The organism is Paenibacillus sp. NRS-1760 (assembly GCF_050467785.1).
GTDB lineage: Bacteria > Bacillota > Bacilli > Paenibacillales > Paenibacillaceae > Pristimantibacillus.
Genome location: NZ_JBITPK010000013.1, coordinates 323,525 through 346,361 on the forward strand (window position 1 = coordinate 323,525; position 22,837 = coordinate 346,361).

Below are 22,837 nucleotides of genomic sequence, written 5' to 3' on the forward strand. Positions count from 1 at the left end.
ATGGAACCCACTGTCTGTTTGGCGCAATGTGAAGCGATGATTCAGAAAGGATCATCATCGTTCTATAAAGCTTTTCGTTATTTGCCTAGCCCAAGGCGCGAAGCCGTTTACGTTATTTATGCTTTCTGCCGCATGATAGACGATGCAGTAGATGAGCCGCAACGTTCTCCCTATTCCATTGATGAGCTTGAACAACATTTTAACCGGTTGGATCAGGCAGCGAATCATTTCATATGGCCTTCTTTACGGTGGCTGTTTGATACTTTTCCACTCAGCAAAAAACCGTTTTTCAGACAAATGGAGGGACAGCGCCGGGATTTATCTTTCACCCACTATGAGACGATGGAGCAGTTGGAGGACTATTGCTACTTGGTTGCCGGAACAGTTGGTGAGATGCTATTGCCAGTCTTGCATGATCAGCCAGATATTCAAGTAATAGAAGCGGGAATATGGCTTGGCAAAGCCATGCAAATTGTAAACATTGTTCGCGACGTTGGCGAAGATCAGAGCAGAGGGCGTCGTTACCTGCCGCTTGAGCTGCTCGCTCGTCATCGCTATACCGATAGCGACTTCGAAATGGGCGTTGTCGACGAACGATTTCAACATCTTGTGCAAGAGCTGGATACACTTTCACGCAGTTGGTTCGCACGAGGCTTGCGCGGGCTTGAAACGTATCCTGCCAGCAGCGCTTTTTCAGTTGAGCTGGCCGCAAGCTTCTATGCAGCGATTTTGGATGAAGTAAAGGCTGCCAACTACGAAGTCTATAAGAAGCGAGCTATCGTCAGCTCATTAAATAAATTAAAGCTTTATACGAATATAAAAATGAAATATACACTCTTATCAGAGGCTAATGACAGCAATGCGGTATCGCTATGATCCGCTACCTATTTATTTTTTGGTATTGCATCGGGTTAATCCTCATGCTGACCATTGGCGTTCCAACGTGGCTTTCCTTTTCCAATGGTTTGTTTCTCGTGTTTTTTGCCCTGTATGCCATTCATATTGAAGGCATGATGGGCGAGGAGCGCCGTCGCAGCTGGAGTAGAATAATGCTCGTTGGGGTACTTACGTTTGCTGTAGAATGGCTTGGTGTGACGATGGGATGGCCGTTTGGAGACTACAAATACACATCTTTACTTGGCATCTCGCTTGGCGGAGTACCCCTCGCCATATTTTGTGCGTGGATCGGTGTCATTGTCACTGTGATGCGAATGACTGCCTTCTCGAATCGATGGACGCGTGCGCTTCATACCGGCTTATGGACGGTTGTTTTTGACCTCGTACTCGATCCAGTGGCTTTCGCTAGGCAGTTCTGGATTTGGCATGAGCCTGGTGATTTCTACGGGATACCGGCAGCAAACTTCATCAGTTGGTTCGTTATATCAGCAGCTATATCTTTTCTGTTCCCTTTAAGAGAAGTATCGGCGAACGTTCGAATCGAGGCTGTAAGACTCACGCAAATGATGCTGTTTATGTTTGGTCTCTTAGGGGCCAAAGAAGGTTTAATGATGCCGTTCATCATCGCATTGGCAGCTATCGTTGTGGCGGAAGGAGCGGGAAGGATTGATCGCAGCAGGCTCAAGCAAGTGGTTTAAACGAATATTCGCGCAATACAATGAAAACTATTTGTTAAGACGACATTTTCACTCGTTTCAGCTGAGCGGTGAGATCGATCCAGCTCCGCAAGGCCATCCTGTGCTCTATCTTATGAATCATAGCTCTTGGTGGGATGGAATGGTTGTATATCATGCGATCGCAAACGCTTCAGCGCGTGAACACTATATGATGATGGATGAAGAGCAAATGAAGCGGTATCGATTTTTTCGCAAAATAGGAGCTTTCTCGATTGATAAGAAGTCAAGCCGAGCTATCGTTGCTTCCCTTCGATATAGTGAGAGTTTATTAAATCAAGGTTATGGAGTTTGGTTGTTTCCACAAGGAGATATCGAGCATCTGGAGCGTAGACCTTTAATATTTCAAACCGGCGCGGGCTATTTATTGGAGCGCTGTCCGGGAACGATTGTTCAGCCCGTAACCGCATATTATTCGCTAGGACTTCATCAAAAGGCAGAAGTCAGTCTTCAATTCGGTAAACCTATCCACAGAGCATGGCAGCAGCTGGGACGTAAAACCATTACGACAATGCTTGAATCGGCTTTGGAGGATCAACTGAATGAACACCGCCTTGCAGTAATAGCAGCAGCTCGCGGGGAGCTAGCCGAGTATCGATCAATGCTGAAGGCGAAACGGTCAACGAACGAGGTTTTTGATGCTTGGATGAACGGGGTGACAAGGTGGAAATCTTTTTTTGGACGGTAGCTGCAGCCCTGATGCTGCAGCTATTATTTGTGTTATGGAACCTCTCGCAAATGCCTTCGTTGGGAGGCAGCGGTATAGGACGAGTTTGGCTGTCAGGAGGAGCTGAGTCCATTCAAGCTGATGCTCCACATGCTCATGGAATTACACCTAGACCACGGCTGTCTGTTCTTATCCCGGCGCGTAATGAAGCGGATAACATTGCAGCATGTATACAATCGCTGCTGCTGGAGCCTTCCATATTTATTGAGGTGCTGGTGCTGGATGATCGTTCTACAGACGGAACAGCAGAAGCTGCGCGGCTCGCTGCAGCAGGCGACAGCCGTGTTCGCGTTTTGCCCGGTGATGTGCTGCCGTTCGGCTGGCTGGGCAAGTCGCATGCATGTCATCAGCTCGCCGAAGCGGCGCACGGCGAATGGTGGTTATTCCTCGACGCGGATGCGCGGCTTGAGCCGGGTGCGCTCGCGGATGCGCTTGACACCGCGTTAGCGCAAGGTCAAGGGCTAGTGACCGGTTTCCCTAAGCAGGAAACTGGGACATGGCTGGAGAAGCTCATCGTCCCGATGATGAGCTTCTCGATTGCGTGCCATCTGCCGATACGACTCGTTCGGCGATCGCCAGATCCAAAATTCGTCGCCGCACACGGTGCTTTTATGATGATTTCAGCAGAAAGCTACTGGGCGACAGGCGGCCATGCTGGCTTCAAAGGTCATCTCGTCGATGATATGCAGCTGGCTGGTGCTGTCAAAAAAGCCGGGCTCCCCGTCACTTTAGCCTACGTTTGTCCCCAAATTTCCATGCGTATGTATCAGAACGCTGCAGGGGTTTGGAACGGTTATAAAAAAAATATATTTGCAGGTGTAGGTCGCAGCAGCTTATTGCTTGGAATTATGTTATTTATGTACACCTTGCTTTATATACTGCCTCCGATAATGATGATCATTAGTTTAGCTGGGCTTCTCATGCATGCATATCCGGAAGGATGGCTTACAACTGTTTTATTGCCAAGCTCGCTCTGCTATCTACTAGGCGTTTGTCTGAAGAGAATCATTGATAGGAAAAGTGGACAGCCCTGGTACTTATCCCTCTGTTTACCTGCAAGTATATTTCTGCTGTCAGCGATTGCGTTGGCCTCGTGGCGGGCGAGCTTAAATGGCACTGGTTATGAATGGAAGGGGAGGAGGTATTCGTGAAGCGAGTCATTGTCATTGGCGGAGGTTTAGGCGGATTATCTGCTGCGATTCGATTGGCATATGCGGGTTACCACGTCACTGTGCTTGAACAACAGGCAGCACTCGGCGGAAAGCTTCAGCGCATTGAGCTTGGCGGTTATCGCTTCGATCGTGGACCAAGCACGATTACGATGCCTCATGTATTTCAGCAGGTATTCGAGAGCGTTGGTCGAAGAATGGACGACTACGTTACTTTTTATCCGCTGAACCCAGGTACAAGAAATTATTTTGCAGACGGAACGACAGTTGATTTATGCTCTGATTTCGTTCTAATGGAAGCGCAAATTGCTGCATATAGTCCAGAGGATGCGAAGCAGTATCGCTCATTCATGAAAGAGGCTGCTGCGTTATATCAACAAGCTGATCAGCTATTCATGAATCGGCTGCTGCTGTCATGGAAGGATAAAGCAGACGTAAGGCTGCTTGCGGGTTTGCTGCGGATTCGTCCATGGCTGACATTGGAACGGCTGCTTCGCCGTTACTTTAGGCATCCGCATACACTTGCACTCTTTGGACGGTATGCGACATATGTTGGATCGGCGCCTCGGACGGCTCCGTCTATCTTTGCAATGCTTGCTCATTTGGAGCTGCAGTTAGGTATTTATGGAGTGAGAGGCGGCACCTACCAGATTGTGGAGGCATTCGGCCGTCTTGCAAAGGAGCTAGGTGTAGCGATTCATACGTCCGAGAGTGTTCAACAGATTACATCAGTAAACGGTCGCATCACAGGTGTTGTTACGAGCAAGGCGGACTATAAAGCTGATATCATCATCGCAAATGGTGATGTGCTGGCTATTTGCAAAAACCTGCTGGAAGAATCAAAGCGACCAAGCATGAGCAATGCCAAAATCTCATCGTATGAGCCATCGTTATCAGGTTTTGTTTCCCTCATTGGCAGTAAGAAGACCTACAGCCAGCTGCTGCATCATACTGTGTTTTTCCCAGAACACTATGGCAGTGAGTTTGACGACATCTTCCAGCAAAGAAGAGCACCTCAGAACCCTGCAATTTACATTTGCCATTCAGGTTACTCAGAGGATGGGATGGCCCCTGCTGGAGGCAGCAACCTGTTTATCCTGACTAACGCTCCGTACACTTCTCCGCTGTTGAACTGGGAGCAAGAAGCCGAATCGTATCAGAAAAGCATTTTAACGAAACTTGAAGCATATGGCTTGTCTGGTTTAATTGATGATTCAGAGTTTTCAGCAGTCTACACTCCTGACCAAATGCAAAAGCAGACATCGGCATACCGCGGAGCTATATATGGCATTTCCTCCAATACAGCGCGGCAAACCTTCGCAAGGCCCTCCAATCAAGCCGATCTAAAGGGTTTATGGTTTGTCGGAGGTACGACGCATCCAGGCGGAGGAACACCGATGGTAACCCTATCGGGGCAGCTCGTAGCAGAGGCGATACTTTCATCGTAAATACAGATCTTATTAAAAAAACGCGTCCAATTCCAGTAGGAAAAGGCGCGTTTTTTATTGAGATTATTCCCTTGGCGAAGTTTGGCCTTTAGCACCCCATACAAATAGGAACACTACTGCGATGACTATTATGAGAAGTGGGGCAATCATAATTAAAGTAAATTCCAATGTCGTACACCTGCTTTCGTAACGGTATTTATTTGCCTTTGACGTATTTTGTGTTAAATAAAAACAGACGCATCAGCAAGTATAATGAAGGGATCAAAAGCAGCAAGCCGAGTACAAATGCTATGATTAGCGCTATAGCCATCGAGTCATTGGTGAAATTATCGTGTATGGTCAAATAGGGATACAGAATGTAAGGCAGATGAGCTGAACCGTATCCATAAAACGCGAAAGCAAACTGCAAAATGACGAAGATAAACGATAATCCAAGTCGCTGGCGCTTCCATACCAAGTAAACGGCTAACAAAAAAAAGAGAAAAGATAAAGCGAACATCCATGATCTGTCCAGCATTTTCTCATAGTGCTCACGATTATGGTCATGGATGGCGAAGAAAACAAGTAGGCTGCTAAGTATTGTCGGCAAGCTCCATACGAGCGCGTATGTTCGAACGATCTTAAATGCAGGAGCATCACCCGCTTTATGGGCATAGAAGCTTAAGAACATAGCCGATATGTACAGCACGCTTACAAGGGCGAGCAGAACAACGGACCAGGAATAACTGCTTCTAAACAGTTCGTTAACGAGAAATACTACTTTTCCGTCATCTGTAACCTTGATGTATCCTCCTTCTGAGATCGTTAGTACTGTTGATAAGGCAGCTGGAATAAGCAAGCCGCTAGCCCCGTACATGAGTGTATAGATTTTCCGGCTTCGTGAGCCGTAATGATTAAAAGCATAATAAGCCCCGCGAATGGCTAGCAGCACGATGGCAATGCTTCCCGGTATAAGCAAGGCAGTACCATAATAATAGGCGGTATCCGGAAAAAATCCGATAAACCCGACAAAAAAGAAAACGAGAAAAACATTCGTGACCTCCCATACTGGGGACAAATACCGATCAATGATGGAATGGATCAGATGCCTCGTTCCAGTAATAGAGCTGTAATAGCTGAAAAAACCGGCGCCAAAATCAATAGAAGCGATAATGAGGTAGCCAAACAGAAAAGTCCAAAGCACGGTAATACCAATGACTTCATAACTCATAATGGATCATGAGCCTCCTTCTCGTAGGCAGCTATTTCATCTTCAGCGTGATTATTTCGGAACATTTTTATTAGAACTCTTACAGAAGAAATGCCAAGCACAAGATAAAGCAGAGCAAATAGCAAAAGCATCAAATCGACATGATCGGATGTCGTTGCACCTTCCGCAGTACGCATAATGCCTCTTAAGATCCACGGTTGCCGACCAACCTCTGAGAAAATCCAACCATGCTCAATGGTGAGTATCGCTACAGGGGCAGCAATAACAACGGCACAAAGAAGCCAGCGGCGGTATGTATTCCCTTTTTTTCGAACCATTTCAATAATAAATAGAAGGGAGACCAGCACCATAAAGGCTGCATAAGCCATCTTAATGTCAAAGAGGTAATGAATCCATAGAGGCGGATGCTCATCCTCAGGAAATTCATTTAATCCAGTGACCTCAGCAAACGGATTGCTGTGAGCGAGAATGCTTAGGCCAAACGGGATTTTAAGTCCGTATTTCACTTCATTGTCTTCGGTAAGGATACCCCCGAGTATAAGCGGCGCTTTGCCCATCGTTTCAAAATGCCATTCCGTTGCAGCCAGCTTCTCGGGTTGATATTTTGCAAGATATTTTCCCGACAAATCGCCGATAAGCGCTGTAGAAATCATAAAAACAAAGGCACAAACCATTGTGAGCTTTAAAGCTTTCTTATAGTAAATATGGTTTTTTCCTTTAAGCAGCGACCAAGCCGTAATGGCTGCGAGTATGAAAGCACAGGTTAAGTAAGCTGAAGAGAGCACATGTGCTACTTTAGTCGGCATGGCCGGGCTAAGCATTGCTGCGATAGGATTAACGTCCGCGATTTCACCATTAACTAAAGTAAATCCAACCGGATAATTCATAAATGCATTCACGATCGTAATGAAGAAAGCTGAAGCTGATGAACCAATAACGACGGGAATCAACAGCCAAAAATGCGTCATCCTGCTTTTAAAGCGATCCCAAGTGTAGAGGTAAATACCGAGAAAGATGGCTTCAAAAAAGAATGCAAAGGTTTCAAGGAAAAGAGGCAGGGAGATAGATTGTCCAGCAACTCTCATAAAGCTTGGCCATAGCAGACTTAGCTGCAGTCCAATTGCTGTTCCTGTCACGACGCCGACTGCAACGGTGATTACATAGCCGCGAGCCCAGCGCCTTGCAAGCAGCAGGTAATGAAAGTCATTCCGTTTAATGCCGATCCATTCGGCTAGTGCTATCATCAGCGGGATGCCGACACCTATCGTGGCATAGATGATGTGGAAGCCAAGGGTGAGAGAGGTTAGTATACGACTGAATACAACGGGATCATAGCCGTTAAGCAGCATGGGATTCACTCCTTAGATGATTGATTCTTTTGAACTAGCTCAAAAATTTACGGATGATCGACAACAGCATGAGCAGAGTCACAACCGCACATAACATAATTAATTTTTTTTCTTGTTGTTTTGAACGATTTTGTTTATTTTCTTTCATGGTTTCACTCGCCTTCAAACTATGTGATGTATTTCACAATAAACAAATGATTACAGCTTCCAATTGGGCTTAAATCAGTATGCCCTTTATGAAGTGAAAATAATATGACTCGATAGAGCTATATGGAGGTTGAAATGTAACGAACTGATGAACACTTCAAAAGTAAGTGAGGGTAAAATAATATAGGCCGTCCATTCGTCTGAATGACCTGCTAGGACAGCCTAATTTCAAGCTTTAGTTTTTTTGAAACTGTTTTCGAAACGCATGAACCCCTAATAAAATCAAAGGAAGAATGAGTCCGTATGTCGAGACATAAGGTATCCATGCTCCTTTGTTGAAATCACTTCCATGAAGGACGTTAGGATGTAAAATGAGGGAAAATACGACCATGATCATCCCTAAAGGTAACGTAAGTGAGCGGTAGTCTTTTAAATTCAAGGTTTGTGCAAGACCGATTACAGCAGCGTAAAAATACAGTGATGTTCTAAAAAAAATCGTGACAAACCATAAGCCAGCCATTATGGCTTCAATACGTATAAAATTTCCTGTGTTTATTTTTTTAGCTAGCGCAAAACTTGGATACATATGTCTTCCTGTTGTATCCGGACCGAGAACTAGAACAGCCAAAGCGATAATAATAATTAAAATAACTCCCCCTATAAATGTTCCTATCAAAAAAGCTTTTTGAGCTTTTTTAGGTTGATTCACTGAAACAGGGAAAATCATTAATAAAATAACAGGGGATAGAGAGAAAATACTTGTGAAGATTAAGGTAGAACGAATCATCGGTTTTATTCCATTATCAAATACGGGTTGAATGTTGTGATAGTCGATTTGCGGCGAAATGAAAATGACTAAAATGATAAATAATAAAACAAACCAAGGGAAAAAAAACTCCGCTGTCCGAGCAAGATTTTCAAGACCAAGTCGAACTCCCATGATGACTACGCAAGCAAAAAGAATATGAATAGCTTGGGCTGGTGTGTCGGCCATGATCTGTGTTGTTATAAAATCCGCCATATAATACAAAAGATCTGCTGCTGTGATGAATGCAAAAAAAACAAAAGTAATAGAAACGGCCTTGCCCAGCCAGCGTCCGAGAAGCTTCTCATTTTTTTCAACTAGGGTCTTTTCTGGATAAATATTGCCTACGGCATTGTACAATAATACGAGTAACATCCCTAATCCCACGCCGAGAGCAGCTGCGATCCAAGCGTCTTGTTTGACGATTTCAGCTAATGTTGATGGAATAATCAAGACAGCAGTACCAACGGAATACAATATGACTAACACAGTAAATTGACGCACATTTATTTTGATGTCTCTTACCATTTTTGGCCTCTTTCCAAGTTATCCGCGTTATATTATATAGTCCATAAAAACCATTCCCCATTAGCTTTGACTAAAGCATTGCAGCATCTTCTCATTGTTACCTTTTACTTTGTTAGATAAACATTCGTCCTAGTTACTCTCTTCATTCAATGAATGTATGAATCAACGAAGTTTGGTTAACAAATGTAAAAGATATTTTCACAAAACTCACCCTATTTCAGAGCAGAGAGGAACATAGACAAATGGGGTTTTTCAATAATCAATCAAAAAACAAGATGGAGCTTCCAGCAAGCAAGCGAGTAGATTCCAACAAAGCTGCCCAAGAAAAAAGGTTGAACTTAAGCCTTGATGATAATATCCAATATGTAAAAAATATGCTAGGTGATAGCAGCGATATTGTGATCAGAGAAATTCAGATTGGAGCAGGAGAGAAATTTAAAGCCGGGATATTTTATACAGATGGATTAACGGATCTGCAATCTGTGCAGAAATTCATCATCGAATCGCTTATGCCAAGCATCCCTAATGCGGAGCTTGACCCAAACGTATCTAGCCCAGATAAGATCTTTCAAGTTGTGAAGGATCAAATTCTAACGGTCGGAGCTATAAAGGATGTTACGGAATTTGGTTCTTTGGCAACCGCCTTGTTGTCTGGAGATGTCATTCTTTTATTGGACGGTTGCGCCCAAGGGTTCATCATCGGCATGAGAGGCTGGAAAGACCGTGCAGTCACGGAATCCACGACAGAGACCGTAATTCGGGGACCGAAAGAAGGCTTTACAGAATGTATTCGAACCAATACGGCGTTAATCCGCCGCAAAATAAAAGATCCTAATTTATGGCTCACAACAACGTCAATTGGGAGAGTGACAAAAACCGATGTATCGATCATGTATATCAAAGGAATTGCAAATGACAAGATAGTAGAAGAAGTGCATCGTCGTCTCGATCGGATCGATATTGATGGCATATTGGAGAGCGGCTACATTGAGGAATTAATTCAGGAAAAAACCTATACTCCTTTTCCTACGTTGTATCATTCGGAACGTCCGGATGTCATAGCAGCTGAGCTTTTGGAAGGGAAAGTAGCCATTTTGGTTGACGGAACGCCGATTGTATTGGTCGTCCCAGCATTATTTATCTCGTTTATACAGGCTGCTGAGGATTATTATACGCGCGCGGACATCAGCACACTTATTCGTATGCTTCGTTTTCTTAGTATTTTCATTTCTCTGTTAGGTCCGTCGCTTTACATTGCTGTTACTACATTCCACCAGGAAATGCTGCCTACGCAGCTGTTGATCGGTTTGGCTGCTCAACGAGAAGGGGTACCTTTTACAGCTTTCATCGAGGCCGTGATGATGGAGGTAACATTTGAAATTTTACGGGAAGCCGGCTTAAGAATGCCAAAGGCGATTGCACAGGCCGTCTCCATTGTAGGAACATTGGTTATTGGAACAGCGGCTGTTGAGGCGGGTATTATATCTGCTGCCATGGTAATCGTCGTTGCATTAACGGGGATTGCCAGCTTTGTGCTTCCGGCCTTCGACATGTCCATGACCTTTAGAATGCTTCGTTTTCCTTTGATGATACTTGCTGCTTCTTTTGGGTTGTTTGGGATAATCATAGGGATTTTTGCACTCGTACTTCACTTGTGCAGTTTGCGTTCATTCGGTGTTCCCTATTTGAGTCCGTTTGCACCATTTAATCTTGAGGAGCAAAAGGATACCATTTTCCGATTCCCCCGCTGGGCAATGCTAACGAGGCCTAGATTGATCAATAAAAACAACATCATTCGCGAACAAAGCAGTCATTCTGAACCGACGCGTGATAATGCAGGTGGATAAACGATGAAGCGTAAAAGATGTTTACTCTGTTTAATTGTCATCTCGCTTATATTCGTCACAGGTTGTTGGAAAGGCCGTGAGTTGAATGAGCTGGCAATCGCGGTAGCTTTGGGAATTGACAAGGTCGGAAATCAATATAAGGTTTCTGTTCAGGTCGTCGAGCCGACTGAAGTTGCAGGGAAGAAAGGCGGTGACAAGACACCCGTCACGACGTATCAAATCACGGCTAATACCATTTTCGAAGCGGTACGCAAAATGACCACTATAAACCCTCGTAAAATTTATCCTTCCCATTTGCGAATTGTGGTTCTTGGCGAATCCTTAGCTAAGGAAGGAATTGGTCAGGCGTTAGATCTCTTGTCAAGAGATGAAGAAATTCGTACTGATTTCTTTATCGTTGTATCAAAGCATACGACTGCCGAGAATACGCTAAAAGTATTAACAAAGCTGGAAACGATTCCTGCGGTCAGTCTGTTCTCTACCCTTCAGACTTCAGAGAAGCAATGGGCTCCAACAACAACGGTTACATTGGATCAGCTTATTACTACACTCGTTAGCGAAGGAAGAGACCCTGTATTAACAGGTCTTGTTATTTTGGGGGACGAGCAAATAGGGCAAGAAAAGAGAAATATGGAGAAGGTTCTGACCCCAACTACATTGCAATATTCGGGACTAGCGGTATTTAAGAAGGATAAGTTGGTTGGTTGGCTAAATGAAACTGAAAGCAAAGCATACAACTATATTAGCGATGAAATTAAAAGCACAGTGGGTTATGTTACTTGTCCACAAGGCGGCAAAATTACGTTCGAGGTCATTCGGTCTAAGACGAAGGTCAAGGGCAGCGTAAAGGATGGACAACCTCAGATCGATATCGAAATACGAATAGAAATTAATATTGGGGAAGTTCAATGCTCCATAGATTTGTTGGAGACGAAAAATATTGCTGAAGTAGAAAGGCTAGCAAACAGCAAAGTCGAAGGTTTCATTGACGCGACAGTAAAAAAAGTGCAGAAAAAATACAAAGTCGATATTTTTGGATTTGGGGATGTTATACATCGTTCGAATCCTAAAGAATGGAGAAAGCTCAAAAAAAATTGGGATCACACTTTTGAGACAATGCCAGTAAACGTGAAGGTAAATCATAAAATTCGACATTTAGGTACGGTGTCTAATTCCTTTCTGGAAGAGATGAAGAAAGAGGAGTGAAGATGCACATATGGTACCTATCATAGTGATCCTTGTAGCGGTCGCTTTAATTATCGCTATTGATGTTCCTGCGCTAATAAGAGGAAAATCAAAAAAAGAATTATGGATATTTTCCATTCTTCTACTGTTTGGAACCTTAATAGGTATTGCTGAAGCTTTACATATTGGACTCCCTAACCCTTTGGATGGGATTATCTACATATATAATCCTGTTACACACTTATTGGACACATTGTTAAAATAAAGCTGTCTAAAATATAGAATGTCATCTGATAGCCACGTCACAAAGACGTGGCTTTTTTGCTGTTTTAATTCTTAAAAATGAAATATTTTAGTTTAAACCACTAAACCTTCAGTATAAAAAGCTTTACCCTTTTATCGTTAAAATAGGTTCAACTTCTGCAACAATTTGTGCCATGCCGTGTTCTTCATGTGATTCGATGATGGCATTGATATCCTTGTAAGCGTACGGAGCCTCTTTCTTTAATTCTTCTTCCCATTTCTTGAGTATATCCTGTCTGGATTTAATATCGTTACGGTTCGGATCAATAGGTGTAACAATATTAAACTTGGAAATAAATTCGCGAAACAAAGCATCATCTACTTTTACTGAATCTCCTCTTGAAAGGCTTCGACCAGCACCATGACTAGCGCTGAATAAGCTCTCACGATTGCCAAGTCCTGCAAGAATGTAGCTTTTCGCTCCCATGGATCCAGGTATAAAGACCGGCTCACCCGTAAATTGAAAAGGGGTGTTGGCCATTTGTTCAGCTGACTTTGCTGTGCAAGAGCCTTTGCGATGGATAAAACCTTCGCTGCCCTCAATCGTTTCTTCCCATACGAAGTTGTGAGGGGCATCGTAGAGCAATTTATACTCAAAATCCTTTATGCTTTTGGACAATGACTTTTGAAGCATAAGCCCCAGAAATAAGCGATTCGCAAAAGCGAAGTTTGCTGCGTTATGAAGGAGGTTCCAATAACGATTCCATTGATATTCATATTGTTCGGAATGAGGCAGGACATAGATCCCATTGCTTGGATGCTTAAGAGAGGCAGGGTAAATTTCTTTCAGCATTTCTTTGATGTTTAGACCTGCGTGATGCCCTATAGATACAGAGCCTGTATGAATCATAACGACGATTTGGCCAGCTTTGATATTCCATTCCTTTGCCAAAGCATGATTGCGTATATTCACTACTTTCTGAATTTCTACAAAATGATTGCCGCCGCCGATCGATCCAATCTGACTATCATAGGACAGATCATCGCTGCCTAAATAACTATCCAGTCCATCTACTTTATCCGTAATAAATGAACCAAATCGATTTACCTTTAAAAGGTCGTCCTCTTGCTGCTTAGCATCATAAAATTCCCACAAACCATTGCACTTAATCGATTTCTGTGTCTCGAGAATACCCATTAATCCTTCTTTGAAAATAGCTTCACGCTGCACCCTTGTCATTGGTATATGACGTCCGCCTTCAAAGAAAATATGACGAATATCGGATTCGATTTGTTTAAGATTTGACCGGATATCATTTTCCTTCAGCGATGTCGTGTATAACCGCATGCCACAATTAATGTCATTGCCTACAGCTTGAGGGATGACAAATCCTTTGGTGAAGATGGTTGTACCAATCGGAATGCCGCTGCCTTTGTGGAAATCGGGAGTGATCGCTACCTCTTCTATTTTTGCATTTTCGTTCGTAAAATAACCGCTAGTGTGCTGTTTCAGGGTTTCTACAGATTCATTGACGGTGAGGAGTTGATCAAGTTCTGCTAAAGCATTTTTTTCAAGCTTAATTTTGTCGTTTATGAAAAAACGGACAGGGATATTATTGCTATTGTTAATTTTCAAATAGGACCATCCTTTTGATTTATAGGTAGATTATTGACATTAGTAATATTGAAGTATTCGATAAAGATGCATAACATCGGTAATCATCCTTTCCTAGCTAATGATTTCAATATATCATTTCAAAATTTGAAAAGCATTACCTAATTCGGGCTTTAGCGCAACAAATGGATAGAGAATTACGTTTTATCGATAAATGCTAAAAAAGGAGTGTTTGTTAAATGATGAGAAAATTAATAAAATTGACCATTGCGGGTGTAATGATGTTCTCCATAACAGCTGTCAGTTATGCTGCACCCAAAAAAAGTACACCCGTTATTTTGAAAATGAACGATTATTATGTGGCATATACCTATCCAAAGGAGCCTTATGTTGATAAACAGAATCGATTGATTTTACCATTAAGATCTGTAAGTGAATTGCTCGGTGCTACAGTTTCTTATAATAACCAAACGAAAACAGCTGAAATTATAGAAGGGGAGAACATTGTTCAAATTCAGGCAGGCAATAAGACTGCAAAGGTTAATGGTCAAAATGTAGAGATGGACACTAAAGCAGTAGTGGAGAAAGGTTTTCTGCTCGTTCCAGCTCGAATACTTTTTGATTCCTTCTCTTTTAAAGTCACGAATGAAAATAATGTGATCACTTTGAATGACGAACGATTATTAAAGCAAGGAAAACTGAAGTATCTTTCTGATGATGACCGAGTAGGGATAGCAAGAACAGCAGACCCCAATGCGCTCCAGCCAATAGAAATTTCATATAATGTCTTTGTGAAAAATAAAGTATCGCTCATTGATCTAACCGTAACTGCCAAAAATAGTACAGGGAAAGATATACCGGAGGGACAAGAGGATCTGCATACTATCATATATTTTGAACACTCATCCATCATGGATGCAGATGATTCTACAGTGGATATTAAGGATAGGCCAAGACCAGCTGTTAAAAAGGATGCCATCATCAAAAAACAATTAAACGCAGGTGGAGGCACGATCATTCAGCCAAATGAATTACAGTACATACTCATCGCGGGCAGGACGTTTAAACCGTTAAATGAAAAATAATGAATGAATTAATGTTTATCCATCCATAAAGAATGAAGCTTGACTTTCCATCTTGACATCATTATTAATTTAGTAAATAATTTAAAAATAAATTGGAAAAAGCTTATGGGGGCTCATAATGGTATGAGTAATGACGATAACTTTCAAGGAACGAATATAGATCACTTAACGAAGGAACTTGCGCTCGTATTCGGCCAATTGAAGCGTGTCGGGCATGTGTTTAGTCCTTCTAAGGAGCTCCGGCAGAGCGAATCCAATTTGCTTGTTTACTTGACGTATTTATGTCCGCCGGGTTCTAATGGCATTAAAGTTTCCGATCTAAGCAAACAGTTGAAAATAACCTCAGCTGCTGTGACGCATGTCATACAATCGCTTGAACAGATCGGGTATATTACTCGTACGATGGATGCAAGTGATCGGAGATCCATTCTTGTTACAGCAACGGAAGCTGGACATGAATTTGTTGGAGCAAGGGAGACAGAGCTGTTTGAACGTTTTCAGCACTTGCGAGAACATTTAGGTGCAGATGACGCCGAGCAACTCATACGAATATTAGCTAAATCCATAAAATTTCTGAATACTTATGAAGATAGCGAAGCATCCAAACGATAGTCCGGTAACGGACTATCGTTTTATTTTTGCCAGAGCTTGGTAAGAACCTTCCTCCAATTCTTTGACGATCGAGTTGGCAGAGGGGCTCCATTGCAGCTGCTGTTCAGCACGTAAACCAGATATTCTTTGTTTAATGCTCGCTCCCCAAGCAGCAGGGCCCAAAACATGAACAGCTTCCTCATAACTACACGATTCAATTTCAGCGACGCCGGCAATTTTACCAATAGCTATCATGAGCTCTTTGGTCGTAATGAGTTCCCTGGAAGCAGCGTTATATAACGCCCCAGGAGATGCAAATGTATAAGCGCATGCATAAGGTTTGCCAAGTCGTCTACATCAATGGTTGACCATGCGTTTAGTCCATCACCAACGTATTTGGCGAATTGAGTGAGCTTCGTTCTTTGAATAGTCGCCCCAACTAAACCGCCACCACGTCCGTAAACGAGAGCTGGTCGAATAACGACAGTACAAATGTTTCTCTCAGCAGCTGTCAGCACTTTTTGCTCCTGATTTGCTTTCCATTGCAAGAACGGCAATGGATTTACAGCCGAATCCTCATCAACGACATTATGAAGCGTATCGTTATAGATTAACGTTCCGCTCGTATATACGAATGTTTTGCCAGTGCCCTCCAAACCGTCTAACATGGCATCAACTGCATGAACATCTAATTTTTCCATGTCAGAATTATGCGAGATAGCAGTATGAATGACACCATCAGCAGCATAAGTACATTCCGCCAGCAAAGCCAGATCAGCAAGATCGCCTATTACAGGGGAAATACCTAATTTAATTAAATGCTCAGCTTTTTCTTGTGTTCGAACTAATCCGGAAACTTGATAACCTTGGGATAGGAATTGTTTAGCTACCGCGAAGCCGACATACCCAGTAACGCCTGTAATAAACACTTTCAATAAAAAACCTCCTCCAATTAATTAATTTACTAACTAATGTATTGATTTTATTATTTAGTGGTTTTACTATTTTGTCAATACTTTCATAAAAAAAGGTAATTCAATTCATGAGGGCTGCATCTGAAAGAGCATGTGTAGACATTTTTTGACTATGTAAGCAAGGATTAGATTCAATATAAAAAAAGAAGACCCACATAATGGGTCTTCTGGAGAGGCTTAAGTGTATTCAGCATTTTGAATGCGTGAAGGCAGCAGTAAGCCCATCATTTATTATTTATTAGTAACCTCCACCGAAAATACCGCAGCTGCAAGAGATAATCACCAACAAAATAAACAGTACCAGAATAAAACCAATACTATTATTAGCACCACCAACGAATCCTGACATTAAACATCCACCTCCTTGCGACTTGAATACATTGTAAGGTATGCATTGCAAAAGCTTAGTGACTGGATATTTGTCATGGGGTGACATATGCCTAGTATCATTAGCCTATAATAGGGGATTAGAGGTTTTGTAATGGGAAGGCCGTTAAGGATACTCTGTAGTCTGTAGGACAAGTGAAGAAGTCATATCCAATAGCTAATGATTAGTAGTTGTTGCCACCGAAAATCCCGCAGCTGCAAGAGATAATCACGAGCAAAATGAAAAGTACAAGAATAAAACCAATGTTATTGTGAGCACCGCCAACTGATCCTGACATGAAACATTCACCTCCTTGGATTATCTTATAGAGCAAGTTAGTCAAAGCTATAGCTATAAGACAGGATAATGGGTAGATAGAGTATGTTTATCCATCTTATAGAACGAGCAGAGTGGTCAAAATAGAATTAGTAGCCTCCGCAACAGCCGCCGTAACCTCTGTCGCTCACTCTGTCATTTCTTTTTTCGTTGACACTTTCAACTTGATTTTCATTTCTTCTTTCATTGCGGCCCAATACGCCACAGCTACAAGCAACAATGACTAATAAGATAAAAAGAACCAAGATCGTACCGATATTATGAGACATTATTTTAAAACCTCCTCTTATTTAACTACTATATAACGTATGATTGACTCTCATTTTTTGATTGTGTGTTTGTTACATAGACATAGTTTCAATGTCATTAGACTAGTAAATGAAGATAGAGCAAATAATCAAATGGAAGCTTGTTAAGCTCGACAGTATATATCTAGTAGCTGCCGCCAAAAATACCTGTGCTGCAAGCAATGATGACTAACAAAATAAACAAGACGAGAATAAAACCGATGTTATTGTTAACACCGCCAACTGATCCTGACATTAGAAATTCACCTCCTAACTGCTGTTTAGAAAGTAAGTTATACATGGATGCCGTATAGTTATTGGTTGTTTGACAGGGAAAAACAAATTATCCATGTCTGAAGCTAAATTGAGGGATTAATAGCCTACTCCACAACCGCCGTTGTAACCTCTGTCACTTACTCTATTGTTTTCGTTGCTGCGTACGTCGTTGTTTTCTTCTCTGTCATCGTTTCTCTCATTACGACCGAAGACACCGCAGCTGCAAGCGACAATAACCAATAGAATGAAAAGAACGAGGATAATACCGATATTATGAGCCATTATTTAAAAACCTCCTCTTATTTGACTGCTCTATAAGATATGTTTGTATCTATTTAAGTGATTGTGCGTTTGTTACAGAGGCATAGTTTCTATATCATGTGACTATTAGAAGGAAATAGGTAGGTGAGGGTTTTGATAAAAAAGTAAAATTACATATGCGGTTAGAAGTATGAATACGATAGAAAAAACCCATCAATGATTCAAATAATGGCGTCGTTTTGACATCCACTATACAACTGAATCAGATCATGGGTCTTAACTGCTTGCAGATTTGCATATTTTTTTATCGGAGTGCCGTTTTGCAAAAACGACGAGCCGTTCTGAGTATTCTTGATTTTTACGATTGAATTTACCAGTGCATGTAATTAAATTTAAACGAGACTCGTCCGCGGGACCAAAAATTTTCGAAAGTGGAGCCTCGGATGTTTTGAATATTTCAATCGATTCCACAAAAAAATCGATGGTGCAGTCCTCTTTACTTTTTATTGAAATCATATCACCTAATTTTATGTTCTTTAATCTGTAAAATACGGCTGGTCCTGTATGGCTGTCAACATGTCCATCTATAACTGAATTGCCGACCATGCCAGGAAGAATGCCATTAGATAATAGCCCTACCCTCTTGGTGCTTGATGGAACATCCATTTGGCCGTTTTCTGTTATGCTGACTGGATCTATGATCGCATCGATTTCTAGAGCGGGAATGGAAAGTTTAATGGGTACGATTCCCTCTAATTTTACTTTAGAAATAGTATTCGTAATGATTTGATTATGATTTGTAGGCGGTGGACTCGGCATGGTTTCTGCTTTTACAATGGGTTCATTATACTCAGATTTTGAAGTTGTTATTTGAGGCTTAATACCATGATCTTGATCATTTGAGTAGCTGCAAGCTGTACACCCGGCAAAAATAGCTGCAGCTATCAATTGCAATATAAACTTTTTCAAAATTAGTAAGAGAGGGGAGAGTAGATCCCCTCGTTTTTTACTGTTTATTCAGCTTGTTCGCTGGCGCCGCCGAAGCCGGTTTTCGGCATTTTAGTAATTTCTTTTGCTCTCAAGTTTTTTGCCTTCAAAGTTTTTGCTTTCAAGCTTTTAGCATGTAGGTTATTGGAGCCAATAATCATGAATGTGAACCTTTCCCAGCCTAAAGAAAGCGATTTATATTGCAAGAACTCTGTAAGGCGAGTAGAATAAAACTTTATTTCCAATACATAGCTATCGATCAGCTTGAGTCCGAAATCTATAATTGCGCATCCACATTTGTAAAAATATTGTATTTCATCCTTTTGTCGAAAGAGGCAGGAATTTGCCCTCGAAACACGAATTATATGTATATTCGTGTTTTTTGAATTAATTATGATAAACACCGCAACTTTTCGTTCCCGGGACGGTACAATGATATATAGCGGTCCGGGAATAATCCGCAGGTGGAGGAGGTTCGCCTGTCATGACTGATTCCCAGTTGATACGAGAGATAAAGGATGGCAATGTCGAGCTGTACTCCGAGCTTATGCGGCGCTACCAACGAAAAATTTTAGCGTTTATTTATCACATGCTGAAGAGTGCAAAGCTCGAGCTTATGGCCGAAGACTTGTGTTCTGAGACGTTCTATAAAGCCTACCGCAGCCTTCATTCGTTTCGCGAATTGGATGCTTCTTTTTCGACGTGGTTATATACGATTGCGCGAAATACAGTACTTAGCGAGCTTCGCAAGCAAAAATCAGCGCATGTGTCGCTTGATGAATCGGGATTCGAGCCTGTTGCAGCGCTTGATGCGGTTCCTGAGCAGCATGTGCTAAGAAATGAACGTATGGCGATGGTGCGAGAAGCGATAAACAACTTGCCAGAAAAACAACGCTCAGCGCTTATTCTTCGGGAATATGACCAGCTGGACTATCAAGAAATTGCTAATATTTTAGGACAAACGGTCAGTTCTGTTAAATCACTGCTATTCCGAGCAAGAGCAAGCGTAAAAACGCAGCTGGAGCCGTATTTCGGACAATCGCCGCTGATGGAGGAATTCGAAGGGATGAATACGAGATGAATTGCAACGATGCACAAGACAAATTCGGCGAATATTGGGATTTAGCTGATCACGATGAAGTGCGGATAGCAATAGACACTCATTTGCTTGAGTGCAAGACATGTGCGGAGCAGTTTGAGCTGTGGGAAGAGAGCGAGGATATCATTCGTTTCTTATCGGAGGAAGATGAAAGCCTCGGTCCTATGGAGCATGTGAATCGAAATGTGATGGATCGCATTTACGCTGAGGAATCTTGGTTAATGCCTGTTCCGCACAAAAGCTATCAGTTTTCGAAGTCGTTTCGCCGTAATATCGCGCTGATCGTTGCAGCTTGCATGGCTTTGTTTGCAAGTGCATTCTTTGTATTCATATTTGATAACGATGGCGGTGTTTCACAAGCTGAAATCGCCGAGCTAAGCGGATTGATGGACACAGCAAATGCTTCTGGTGATGGTCTTATTACAGCAGGTTTTTATGCAGAGGTTCCGGTTGCCAGCATTAGCGAGCCATTCGTTCTAAAGGTTATGCCGGCCTTCCCGCAATATTATGTTGCATTGTCCTTGCTTGGACTTATTATGACACTGCTAATTTTGAACTGGCTCTCTAGAACACGAAGCTAATGTTGATGTATGATAAAGCTCCCTAGGGAGCTTTTGTTATGTCTACTATATAAAGGAGCTGAAAACGGCTTGTTAATTGGATTAGTGCGCCACGGTAAGACGGACTGGAATGAACAAGGAAAGATTCAAGGGCAAACGGATATTCCGTTGAATGAAGTAGGTATTGTACAAGCGAAAGCATTGGCAGAGCGATTAAGCCGTGAAGACCAGATATGGGATGCTGTTATATCAAGTGATCTGCAGAGGGCTCATGCGACAGCACAGATTATCGCTTCGAAGTTGAATATTCCCTTGCTTGAAAGTGAGCCGCGCTTGAGAGAGAGGTATTTTGGCGAGGTTGAAGGCACGAAGGAGCAAGAGCGTCACGAGCGCTGGGGAACGAATTGGCGAGAAATTGCTGAAGGTGTAGAGTCTAATGATGAGGTCAGAGCAAGAGGCTTGAGCGCAATTAATGAATGGAAGCTGAAGTATCCAAAGCGCAACTTGCTTGTCGTTTCTCATGGTAGTTTTTTGGCTCAAATCATGGAAGAGATATGTTCGGGTCTTGAGGATCAATATTTATCCAACTTGTCTTATTCTATCTTGGAGCTGCGAGATGAGAAATGGCATCCCCAGCTGTATAATTGCACGATCCATTTAAATGAAGCATAGGAATCGCATACGAGCTGCGCCTTTATTTTTTAAAGGTGCGGCTTTTTTTGTATAAACTCCTTGTAATCTAGGTTATAAAACAATAGATATTTTCCCATAATGTTATCAACTGACGCTTATTCATTACACAATACCCTTACGAAGCGGGGCGCCCGAGTGATAAGGCGGCTTCTGTAGAAAGGAGAGAGCTATGAATTTATCGGATATGCTAGGGTACGCTGATATTCAACAACTTAGCAGAATTGCAGATGTTTACCGTTGCGAATGCAATGGACATTCCAAAAACGATTTGATCCAATCCATTCTCTCTACCGTAAGTCGAAATGATGTTTTTGAAGCGCAAATAAGCAGCATGAAGATGGAGGATTTACGATTCCTTAACTCTTTGCTATTCGAAGCAAGAAACTCCTTTAGTTTAGAGGATTTGCTCGCTCGGGTGCAGCACAGCAGATTTGGAGAAGAGATCATCAAACCGGAGTTGGACCCGCCGAAAAAAACAAAACGCAGCAAAAAAAAGACAGAAGCAGTCGAAAAGCAGCTTAGCCCGCGAGAAATGATAGCTAAATTCAAGCATCACGGTTGGTTGTTCAATGGCTTCAGTGGCCCAAGCAGATATCTCTTTCAGGTTCCAAACGATTTGAAGACGCGCTTCCGCGATACGCTTGCGAGGAGGTTTGCCGCTGATCTGCAGTATACGGATGAGCCGCCTATTTACCGGGATGAGCAAATGCTTATTCACGACGATATTACACATCTGCTTCATTACACGTACCATAATGAAATCCAGCTAACAGCTGATGGGTCGATGTACAAGCGATTTACGCTGCAGCTGCTTGATCGTTTTGGCGTGCAAGAGGAGCTGCCTGCAAAAGGAGCATGGCGTTTTGGATATGGCAGACATTTTAACCAATATCCGAATCGTTTCTCATTCGTATACGATTACTGTTATCACGCAAAGTATATTAATGAAAATCAGACGCTTTTGACAGTTACGGGTCCAGGTGAAGAGCGCATGAAGAGCAGGCCTGCAAGCGAAGCAGAGCAAATCTATCGATATTGGTTGAAGCTATACAAGGGGCCAATTACACATTTACTGTCGCTCGTGCATTGGATTAACACCCTCGCTGTGGAATGGGTTACGGTTGACTCACTCAGAACAGTACTTGTTCCGTTCATTAAGCCTTACTTTTACGATGATGCAAATACGATTTTGGAACAGAGAATTATGGCTATGATGGTTCATTTGGGGCTGCTTCGGCTTGGGGAGCATCCGATTTATGGGGCTGTAGTCCGTATGACCAAGGCAGGACGAGCTGTAGTTGCTGGCGTCAGCCTTGAGGAATCAGGTCCAATAGTGGTCCATTGATTTTGGGAATCGCGCTCTTGGAGTAAGATCAAATATAAGCTACAGTATAAGAATACGACAGAAATGGCTTGT

At 42.4% G+C, this 22,837-nt stretch carries 28 protein-coding genes; 14 read left to right on the forward strand and 14 right to left on the reverse strand.

Annotation, left to right across the window (positions count from 1 at the left end; all coding sequences use genetic code 11):
• From ACIFSR_RS16980 to ACIFSR_RS17000, 5 genes are read left to right on the forward strand one after another with little or no spacing between them, the layout of a single operon-like run.
• Entirely contained in the window at window positions 1–876 is an 876-nt protein-coding gene (locus ACIFSR_RS16980) for a phytoene/squalene synthase family protein (protein ID WP_430058612.1), read from the forward strand.
• A complete protein-coding gene (locus ACIFSR_RS16985) occupies window positions 873–1,595 on the forward strand; it encodes a carotenoid biosynthesis protein (RefSeq protein ID WP_430058615.1) in 723 nt (240 codons plus the stop codon). The genes ACIFSR_RS16980 and ACIFSR_RS16985 overlap by 4 nt, the downstream gene beginning before the upstream one ends.
• The gene (locus ACIFSR_RS16990) at window positions 1,564–2,319 is read left to right on the forward strand and encodes a lysophospholipid acyltransferase family protein (RefSeq protein WP_430058618.1); all 756 of its coding nucleotides are present in this window, start codon (window positions 1,564–1,566) and stop codon (window positions 2,317–2,319) included. Before ACIFSR_RS16985 ends, ACIFSR_RS16990 begins: the two co-directional genes overlap by 32 nt.
• Window positions 2,274–3,509 carry a glycosyltransferase gene (locus ACIFSR_RS16995; RefSeq protein ID WP_430058621.1) on the forward strand — a complete coding sequence of 412 codons (1,236 nt, stop codon included), beginning with the start codon at window positions 2,274–2,276 and terminating at the stop codon, window positions 3,507–3,509. The genes ACIFSR_RS16990 and ACIFSR_RS16995 overlap by 46 nt, the downstream gene beginning before the upstream one ends.
• Entirely contained in the window at window positions 3,506–4,975 is a 1,470-nt protein-coding gene (locus ACIFSR_RS17000) for a phytoene desaturase family protein (RefSeq protein ID WP_430058623.1), read from the forward strand. The genes ACIFSR_RS16995 and ACIFSR_RS17000 overlap by 4 nt, the downstream gene beginning before the upstream one ends.
• 63 nt (window positions 4,976–5,038) lie before the next feature.
• On the opposite strand, the gene cydS is transcribed toward ACIFSR_RS17000, so the two are convergent.
• The 4 genes from cydS to ACIFSR_RS17020 all read right to left on the reverse strand — a co-directional run bounded on the left by cydS (window position 5,039) and on the right by ACIFSR_RS17020 (window position 9,014).
• A complete protein-coding gene (cydS, locus tag ACIFSR_RS17005; protein ID WP_430058626.1) occupies window positions 5,039–5,143 on the reverse strand; it encodes a cytochrome bd oxidase small subunit CydS in 105 nt (34 codons plus the stop codon).
• 28 nt (window positions 5,144–5,171) lie between these two features.
• Window positions 5,172–6,185: a cytochrome d ubiquinol oxidase subunit II gene (locus ACIFSR_RS17010; protein WP_339202899.1), complete on the reverse strand. Its 1,014-nt coding sequence runs from the start codon at window positions 6,183–6,185 to the stop codon at window positions 5,172–5,174.
• A complete protein-coding gene (locus tag ACIFSR_RS17015; RefSeq protein WP_430058629.1) occupies window positions 6,182–7,534 on the reverse strand; it encodes a cytochrome ubiquinol oxidase subunit I in 1,353 nt (450 codons plus the stop codon). Before ACIFSR_RS17015 ends, ACIFSR_RS17010 begins: the two co-directional genes overlap by 4 nt.
• Before the next feature lie 382 nt (window positions 7,535–7,916).
• Window positions 7,917–9,014, reverse strand: coding sequence for a GerAB/ArcD/ProY family transporter (locus ACIFSR_RS17020; protein ID WP_339202896.1), 1,098 nt, complete (start codon window positions 9,012–9,014; stop codon window positions 7,917–7,919).
• Window positions 9,015–9,256: 242 nt separating this feature from the next.
• Between ACIFSR_RS17020 and ACIFSR_RS17025 the strand changes: the two genes are divergently transcribed.
• The 3 genes from ACIFSR_RS17025 to ACIFSR_RS17035 are packed head-to-tail and all read left to right on the forward strand — an operon-like array spanning window position 9,257 to window position 12,311.
• On the forward strand, window positions 9,257–10,861 hold the full coding sequence (locus ACIFSR_RS17025; protein WP_430058632.1) for a spore germination protein: 1,605 nt from the start codon (window positions 9,257–9,259) through the stop codon (window positions 10,859–10,861).
• A gap of 3 nt (window positions 10,862–10,864) precedes the next feature.
• A complete protein-coding gene (locus ACIFSR_RS17030) occupies window positions 10,865–12,067 on the forward strand; it encodes a Ger(x)C family spore germination protein (protein ID WP_339202893.1) in 1,203 nt (400 codons plus the stop codon).
• A gap of 10 nt (window positions 12,068–12,077) precedes the next feature.
• Entirely contained in the window at window positions 12,078–12,311 is a 234-nt protein-coding gene (locus tag ACIFSR_RS17035; protein ID WP_430058634.1) for a hypothetical protein, read from the forward strand.
• Between the two features lie 123 nt (window positions 12,312–12,434).
• Here the strand turns inward: ACIFSR_RS17035 and ACIFSR_RS17040 are convergent, their stop codons facing one another.
• On the reverse strand, window positions 12,435–13,925 hold the full coding sequence (locus ACIFSR_RS17040) for an RtcB family protein (protein WP_339202890.1): 1,491 nt from the start codon (window positions 13,923–13,925) through the stop codon (window positions 12,435–12,437).
• Window positions 13,926–14,143: 218 nt separating this feature from the next.
• On the opposite strand from ACIFSR_RS17040, the gene ACIFSR_RS17045 reads away from it, so the two are divergent.
• Entirely contained in the window at window positions 14,144–14,989 is an 846-nt protein-coding gene (locus ACIFSR_RS17045; RefSeq protein WP_430058637.1) for a copper amine oxidase N-terminal domain-containing protein, read from the forward strand.
• Window positions 14,990–15,112: 123 nt separating this feature from the next.
• The gene (locus ACIFSR_RS17050; RefSeq protein WP_339202888.1) at window positions 15,113–15,601 is read left to right on the forward strand and encodes a MarR family winged helix-turn-helix transcriptional regulator; all 489 of its coding nucleotides are present in this window, start codon (window positions 15,113–15,115) and stop codon (window positions 15,599–15,601) included.
• 12 nt (window positions 15,602–15,613) lie between these two features.
• Here the strand turns inward: ACIFSR_RS17050 and ACIFSR_RS17055 are convergent, their stop codons facing one another.
• The 9 genes from ACIFSR_RS17055 to ACIFSR_RS17095 all read right to left on the reverse strand — a co-directional run bounded on the left by ACIFSR_RS17055 (window position 15,614) and on the right by ACIFSR_RS17095 (window position 19,229).
• On the reverse strand, window positions 15,614–15,835 hold the full coding sequence (locus ACIFSR_RS17055; RefSeq protein ID WP_430058640.1) for a hypothetical protein: 222 nt from the start codon (window positions 15,833–15,835) through the stop codon (window positions 15,614–15,616).
• Window positions 15,832–16,509, reverse strand: coding sequence for an NAD-dependent epimerase/dehydratase family protein (locus ACIFSR_RS17060; protein WP_430059325.1), 678 nt, complete (start codon window positions 16,507–16,509; stop codon window positions 15,832–15,834). The genes ACIFSR_RS17055 and ACIFSR_RS17060 overlap by 4 nt, the downstream gene beginning before the upstream one ends.
• Window positions 16,510–16,792: 283 nt before the next feature.
• A complete protein-coding gene (locus tag ACIFSR_RS17065; protein WP_082360686.1) occupies window positions 16,793–16,903 on the reverse strand; it encodes a sporulation protein YjcZ in 111 nt (36 codons plus the stop codon).
• 202 nt (window positions 16,904–17,105) lie between these two features.
• Window positions 17,106–17,219, reverse strand: coding sequence for a sporulation protein YjcZ (locus tag ACIFSR_RS17070; RefSeq protein WP_339202887.1), 114 nt, complete (start codon window positions 17,217–17,219; stop codon window positions 17,106–17,108).
• 127 nt (window positions 17,220–17,346) lie between these two features.
• Window positions 17,347–17,526 carry a hypothetical protein gene (locus tag ACIFSR_RS17075; RefSeq protein ID WP_430058644.1) on the reverse strand — a complete coding sequence of 60 codons (180 nt, stop codon included), beginning with the start codon at window positions 17,524–17,526 and terminating at the stop codon, window positions 17,347–17,349.
• 163 nt (window positions 17,527–17,689) lie between these two features.
• Entirely contained in the window at window positions 17,690–17,800 is a 111-nt protein-coding gene (locus ACIFSR_RS17080; protein WP_339202885.1) for a sporulation protein YjcZ, read from the reverse strand.
• Window positions 17,801–17,916: 116 nt separating this feature from the next.
• On the reverse strand, window positions 17,917–18,102 hold the full coding sequence (locus ACIFSR_RS17085; protein ID WP_339202884.1) for a hypothetical protein: 186 nt from the start codon (window positions 18,100–18,102) through the stop codon (window positions 17,917–17,919).
• A gap of 255 nt (window positions 18,103–18,357) precedes the next feature.
• Entirely contained in the window at window positions 18,358–19,029 is a 672-nt protein-coding gene (locus tag ACIFSR_RS17090; RefSeq protein WP_430058648.1) for a class F sortase, read from the reverse strand.
• A 65-nt stretch (window positions 19,030–19,094) separates the two neighbouring features.
• Window positions 19,095–19,229, reverse strand: a complete 135-nt coding sequence (locus tag ACIFSR_RS17095) for a hypothetical protein (RefSeq protein WP_339202880.1) — start codon at window positions 19,227–19,229, stop codon at window positions 19,095–19,097.
• A gap of 323 nt (window positions 19,230–19,552) precedes the next feature.
• Here ACIFSR_RS17095 and ACIFSR_RS17100 point away from each other — a divergent pair, with 323 nt between their 5' ends.
• From ACIFSR_RS17100 to ACIFSR_RS17115, 4 genes are all read left to right on the forward strand, one after another.
• The gene (locus tag ACIFSR_RS17100; protein ID WP_076265683.1) at window positions 19,553–20,149 is read left to right on the forward strand and encodes an RNA polymerase sigma factor; all 597 of its coding nucleotides are present in this window, start codon (window positions 19,553–19,555) and stop codon (window positions 20,147–20,149) included.
• Window positions 20,146–20,748, forward strand: coding sequence for an anti-sigma factor family protein (locus ACIFSR_RS17105; RefSeq protein ID WP_430058651.1), 603 nt, complete (start codon window positions 20,146–20,148; stop codon window positions 20,746–20,748). The genes ACIFSR_RS17100 and ACIFSR_RS17105 overlap by 4 nt, the downstream gene beginning before the upstream one ends.
• A gap of 69 nt (window positions 20,749–20,817) precedes the next feature.
• Window positions 20,818–21,399 (forward strand): histidine phosphatase family protein, encoded by a 582-nt coding sequence (locus ACIFSR_RS17110; protein WP_339202877.1) that lies wholly within the window; start codon window positions 20,818–20,820, stop codon window positions 21,397–21,399.
• A 190-nt stretch (window positions 21,400–21,589) separates the two neighbouring features.
• Window positions 21,590–22,765: a hypothetical protein gene (locus tag ACIFSR_RS17115; protein ID WP_430058654.1), complete on the forward strand. Its 1,176-nt coding sequence runs from the start codon at window positions 21,590–21,592 to the stop codon at window positions 22,763–22,765.
• The last annotated feature ends 72 nt before the right edge of the window (window positions 22,766–22,837 follow it).